Below are 5,465 nucleotides of genomic sequence, written 5' to 3' on the forward strand. Positions count from 1 at the left end.
CGGGTAGGGTTTGCCACGTTCCCACTGCTTGCGGTCGTAATGCAGGAAATAGGAGTGGCTGACCTGGATCTTTAGCATCTGGAGCAGGGCCTTCTAGTCGTCGCCTTGAGGGCAGGCTGCCGGCGCGTTCAATGCCCAGCGCCGTCGATGGAGGTAAGTGCCGCTGCGCGCCGGTTCGGTTGCCCCGCAGCGGCAAAAAAGACGGCGCCGATGCAATCGGCAACCTTTTGCGTGCGGCAGCGCACTCACGCGCTGTGCATACCGTCCTGCCCTCACAACCTCGCTACCGACGACCGATCCCCTATGGCCTTGTCCCAGCGCGATGATGTCGCCGCCGATCCGTTCCGCGAACGGGTGTGCCATCGCTTCTCGGTAAGCAAGCAGATCCTGGGCGGCCACTTTCGTTTCGAAAGCGCCAGCGAGGCGTTGCTGCGGCTGGTCGAAGCCGCTTACGGCGGCTTGCCGCCGCATCCCCTGTTGGCTGCCGAGGCCCAGTTCGAGGTGGAGTTGCGCTTGTTGCCGCGCCGCGCCACGCCGCATAAAGGCGAGCCGCCGGGGATGACGATGCAATCGGGCGCGGGCCTGATCTGCAGCGTGATGGATGAGGCCAACTATGTGGTGCTATCGCCCGAACAGGGGCGCGCGCTGGTGGTCGCATCCACCGACATGCTCGAACACGCTTACCATCTGCGCTACGAATTGATCGAATTCGCCGTCTTCACCCTGGCCACGCGCAGACTGGGCTTGGTGCCGCTGCACGGCGCCTGCGTCGGCCACCGCGGCAGGGGTGTATTGCTGCTGGGCAATAGCGGCAACGGCAAAACCACGCTGACATTGCATAGTCTGCTGGGCGGCCTTGACGTGCTGGCCGAAGATGCCGTCTTCGTGCAACCGGCCAGCCTGCTCGCCACGGGCGTGGCCAATTACTTGCACTTGAAGTCCGATGCGGTGCGCTTTATCGACGATGCCGCCATCGCACGCTGGATCGTGCAGTCGCCGACGATCCGCCGGCGTAGCGGCGTGGAGAAATTCGAAGTCGACCTGCGGCACGCACCGGGCCGGCCGGCATATGCGCCCTTGCGTTTGGTCGGCGCGGTGTTCGTGAGTGCCGAAACGGCTGAGGATCCCGACAGTCTCCTCCAGCCCGTACCCGACGCGGAAGCTGCCGCATTGCTGATCGAGAACCAACCGTACGCCTGCGGGCAGCCAGGCTGGGATCTGTTTACCGAGCGCGTGGTGCATCTCGGTGTGCACCGTCTGCGCCGCGGACGCCATCCGCGCGATGCGATCGCTGCCTTGCATGGCTTCCTTTCCGCCTGTTGAGGGCAACCTTTGTCCCGCGCACGAGCACCCACCGCTATGCGCATGCCGATACCTTGCTGACCGATGACGCTCCCGGGACTCGCGCTGCCGCGAACGCTGATGCGAACCATGAGTCGCGACGATCTGCCGTGGCTGGCGCTCTATGTCGTGTTGTCGCTGGGCTCGGCGCTCACCGGTAGCCTGGCGGCAGTGTCGCTGGTCCCGCTGATGCAACCCGGCCATGCCTTGCCGCTGGCCGACGGCTTGTATGCACTGCACGGCAGCATCGAGCTACAGGCGGCGATCTTCGCCGGCATCACTGTCGGCTTCGCCCTGACGCGCTGGCAGGCGGCGCGCCTGGGTGCCGGCCTGGTCAGCCGCTATGGCGTGGGCCTGCGCAACCGGGTCCACGCGCGGCTGATCGACGCGCCGCTGCCTGCGCTGGCCCATGTCACGTCGGCGGAAATTGCCCAGGTGCTGACCCATAACGGTGAGATCCTGATTCAGGGTTTCAGCGCCACGCTGCAATTGCTGGTTGCTGGCGTGACCTGTCTGATCAGCCTGGGCTTCGCCTGCTGGATTTCGCCGTCGCTGGTAGTGGCGGTACCCGTGCTGCTGGGCGTGGGCATTCTGTCGTCGCGGATGTTCGGCCGCGAGCAGTCGCGGGTCAGCCGGCAATACGTATCGGACCTGACCCGCCTGTTCTGGCAGAGCGAGGATTTTCCGCGTCGTTTGCGTCACGTGCGTTCGTTCGAGCGCGAGGAAGCCGAAAAGGCCGGCTATGACCAGATATCCGCGCGGCTTGGGCAGGGCTATCGCCGTCAACTGGAGTTGGTGGCTTCCGGTCGGCTGTTGCTGGAAGTGCTCGCTGCCGCATGTATTGCCGGTGTCTTCGTATTGTCCAATCGCTGGCACGGCATCGACCAGGCGGCGTTGATCGCAGTGAGCCTCCTGCTGGGGCGCCTGTTGCCCTATCTCGTTTCCACCCGGCAGAGTTTTCAGCAATTGCGTTCGGCCGTACCTGCCTTCGAGCTATGGCAACGCTATATGCAACTGCCTGCCGCCGATATCGCCACGTCGGTCGTGCCGCTCGACGGGACAGTGCATATCGAGCACATGCATCTGCAACCGCCGCCGGGTGGCCTGGATATCCGAGGGCTTGCGCTGGTGCCCGGCGAGCTGACTTTGATCGCAGGCGATTCGGGTATCGGCAAGAGCAGCTTGGTGGACGTACTGGCGGGCATGACGCCGCCGCGCGCTTTCGTTGCGCGGTTCGGCGAGCGCCGTATCGGATTCGAGGACTATCGCCGGTTGGTGCGTAACGGCGCCTATGTCAGCCAGAGCGTACGCCCCTGGCAGCGCACGGTGCGCGATTGCCTGCGCTGGGCTGCGCCCGAGGCGAGCGATGAAGAGTTGGGCAGCGCGCTTGCCGATGTCGGCCTGGACAAGCGTCTGGCCAGTTCGCGCGACGGCTTGGATACGGCACTCAGCGATGCGTCGAGCCGTCTTTCCGGCGGTGAGCTGCAACGGGTGCTGCTGGCCCAAGTCATCCTGCGCCAGCCCTGCCTTGCAGTGCTCGACGAAGCGACGGGTGCGCTCGATGCCGCTGCGGAGCGTTCCATTCTGCTGGCACTCAAGCGCCGCTTGCCGCGGACTATCCTGATTGTCGTATCGCACCGTGCCAACGTGGCGATGCTTGCCGACCAGACCCTGAGCATCGGTGCCGATCTGGTTGCGCAGGTAACGCGGACGGGCTCGGTGCAGCGCGCCGCCGCTGTCTGATCCCCTCCGGCATAGTCAGGCTTCTCTAGGTCATGCCTAGGAGTTTTCCGATAGCAACGCTGCGCGCGATCGACAAAGCTATTCACGCCGCCGCCGATCGAACGTCCACCCCTCCGACGACGGCAAGACGTCCCCAAGCCAAGTGGAGTCGTCGCCCCCCGGGCGGCGGCTCCGCCCCCTATCCCCCCTATCCCGCAAGGGTTAGGGGCCCGCGGTGACGCGCGCGGCGGGCATCAACGAACTCTTCCCCCTTTTTGAGTTCGGCCCGTCGGGATTCTTTTTGGCGACATGCTTTCCAGAAAATGCAGCTAGCTTGCGGGAACGACCACAGGGGAGCTCGAAAAACCTCAGTTTTCATCCCTGGGATGACGAATAGGACGGGGTTTTTAGAGGTTCCCTTCAGTGGCGTCCCACGGTTGCGTCACAGTCGGTCGCGATTGCAGCCGCTCCTACAAAGTTAGGCGGGTTCCCATGATCGAAGTCGCAGCGACTTATTGATCGGACACTTCGAGCGCGCGCCAAGGTTCGTCGACGTCAGGTCGATTCGGCACGCCATGCCGGCGCACGAGCGCGCCGACGCCGCCATGCGCAAGAAGACCAAGCAAGGCCACAGTGAAGAAAGCACCCGGCGGCCACCACCATCCCGCCCCGCGCAGCAAGGCAAGGCTGAGCAATAGCGGTGCAGCCAGTGTGGGGACCGCGAGAACCCAGGTACGCCGGATGCCGGGCAAACCCCACAGCAACAGGGGGACGGCCAGCGACAACGCGCCGAACAGCAACTGGCCGCGCAAGTTCAGCGGTGTAATCAAACGACCGTCTCGCAGCGATTCGAGGATATTGGCCTGGTATTCGACGCCGGGCATCGGTTGGTTCGCCACCGAGGCGGCGGTCTGCAATTGATCGCCCAGGCCTTCGGCGGTCGCGCCGATCAAGACCCAGCGTCCCTTGAGTTGGTCGGCGGATATATGGCCATCCAGCACATCGATGTACGACACCTGGTTAAAGCTGCCGGAGGCTCCGGCAAAGCGCAGCAGTACATAGTCGTCGCGCAACCATTGGTAGGGCGAATCCACGGTTTCGTTCGGCCGATGCAGACCGGGCAGCGTCTGCAATGGCGACGGATTGCGCAGGTTGTAGAGCGCCAGCGCCAACGAAGGCCACTGCGGGCGGCCCAGGCCCGCCTTGAGGTACGCGCCGCGCGCAACGCCATCGGGATCCTTCGAGGCATCGACATGACCGAAGGCGGCCGCTTCGCTGGCGATGACCGGCGGCGGAAGCATTTCTTCCAGTACGCCGCCCAATTCAGTCGCCTCGGCGAAGACCGGCAACACGACATTGCCGGCGCTACCGATGGCTGCAGCGAACGCACGATCGTTTTCTGGGTGCCGCGCATCGGGTTCGGCCATGGTCACGTCGATGCCGATGCCGCGCACGCCCGCCGCCGCCAGCTTTTTCACCAGTTCGGCATGGGTGGCGCGCGGCCAGGGCCAGTTGCCCAGTGCGGTCAGGCTTTGCGGGTCGATGGCGACGATCAGCACGTTGTCGCCCGGTGCGTACGACCAGTGGCGCATGTGCGTGTCGTACAACAGATTGTCCAGGCGCATGGTCGCGCCGCCGGCGACCAGCAGGAGGCCGGCGGCCATTCCGGCCATCCATACAAGGCCACGTTCAAGTGCGCGTATGGCGACATCAGCCGACATGGCGCGCGCGGACCGACGTCATAGCATCAACAACACGAGCGCGGCGCCACCGCCGATCAAAGCCCAGCGACAGGCCGCGCAGCCGATGCGGGTCTTTTGCGTCGCGCCCCAAGGACCGGCGTAGCCATCGGTGTCCAGCGTTTGCACACGCACGTACCAGGTGCCGGAGCGGAGCTTGTCCAGTTTCAGTTCGGGCGTGGCGAGGGTTTGGTCGATCGCCGGGTGAGCGAAGCCGGGCTCCCGCGCCAGCTGCACGCGATAGCTTTGCCCTTCCGCACCCTGCGGCCAGCTCAGTACCAGCCCGCCGCGATGGGATGTCGGTTCGCCCGGCGCAGGCGCAGGCGGCTCGGGTACGAGTTCGAATGGCAGTGCCTGCGTGTACGGCCCGAGTTTACCGTCATGGTCGCGGCTGGCGACGCGCCAGTAGTAGCGGCCATAGGGCAGGGATTCGGGTGCGCGCACTTCGCTGGTCTTCACCGCCGGCTGTTCGGCCAGCGGCGTATCGAACGAGGCGTCGCGTGACAGCTGCCATGCGTAAGACGCCGCGTCCTGATTTTCCGTCCAGCTGAAGGACGGGCGCGTGGCACGCACTTTCGCGTTCGGCTGCGGCTGCAGGATCAGTGGCGGCTGCGGGTGGGCGGCTATGCTGAAGCGGCACACCGCATCGATGCCTTCGAGTTG

The 5,465-nt window shown here is 65.1% G+C and carries 3 protein-coding genes and 1 pseudogene; 2 read left to right on the top strand and 2 right to left on the bottom strand.

Going from position 1 to position 5,465, the window contains the following annotated elements; genetic code table 11:
- The first annotated feature begins 303 nt into the window (after positions 1-303).
- Together VIM98_RS03390 and VIM98_RS03395 are read left to right on the top strand one after the other, a co-directional pair.
- Positions 304-1,323 (top strand): serine kinase, encoded by a 1,020-nt coding sequence (locus VIM98_RS03390; protein WP_331991687.1) that lies wholly within the window; start codon positions 304-306, stop codon positions 1,321-1,323.
- A 108-nt stretch (positions 1,324-1,431) separates the two neighbouring features.
- On the top strand, positions 1,432-3,084 hold the full coding sequence (locus VIM98_RS03395; protein WP_331991688.1) for an ABC transporter ATP-binding protein: 1,653 nt from the start codon (positions 1,432-1,434) through the stop codon (positions 3,082-3,084).
- Between the two features lie 491 nt (positions 3,085-3,575).
- Here VIM98_RS03395 and VIM98_RS03400 read toward each other — a convergent pair whose 3' ends face one another.
- Together VIM98_RS03400 and VIM98_RS03405 are read right to left on the bottom strand one after the other, a co-directional pair.
- Positions 3,576-4,727, bottom strand: a complete 1,152-nt coding sequence (locus VIM98_RS03400) for a CHASE2 domain-containing protein (RefSeq protein WP_331991689.1) — start codon at positions 4,725-4,727, stop codon at positions 3,576-3,578.
- A 75-nt stretch (positions 4,728-4,802) separates the two neighbouring features.
- A pseudogene (locus VIM98_RS03405) lies at positions 4,803-5,465 on the bottom strand (peptidoglycan-binding protein LysM); the annotation flags it as partial.

It is taken from the genome of Dyella sp. (genome assembly GCF_036568765.1).
GTDB lineage: Bacteria > Pseudomonadota > Gammaproteobacteria > Xanthomonadales > Rhodanobacteraceae > GSA-30.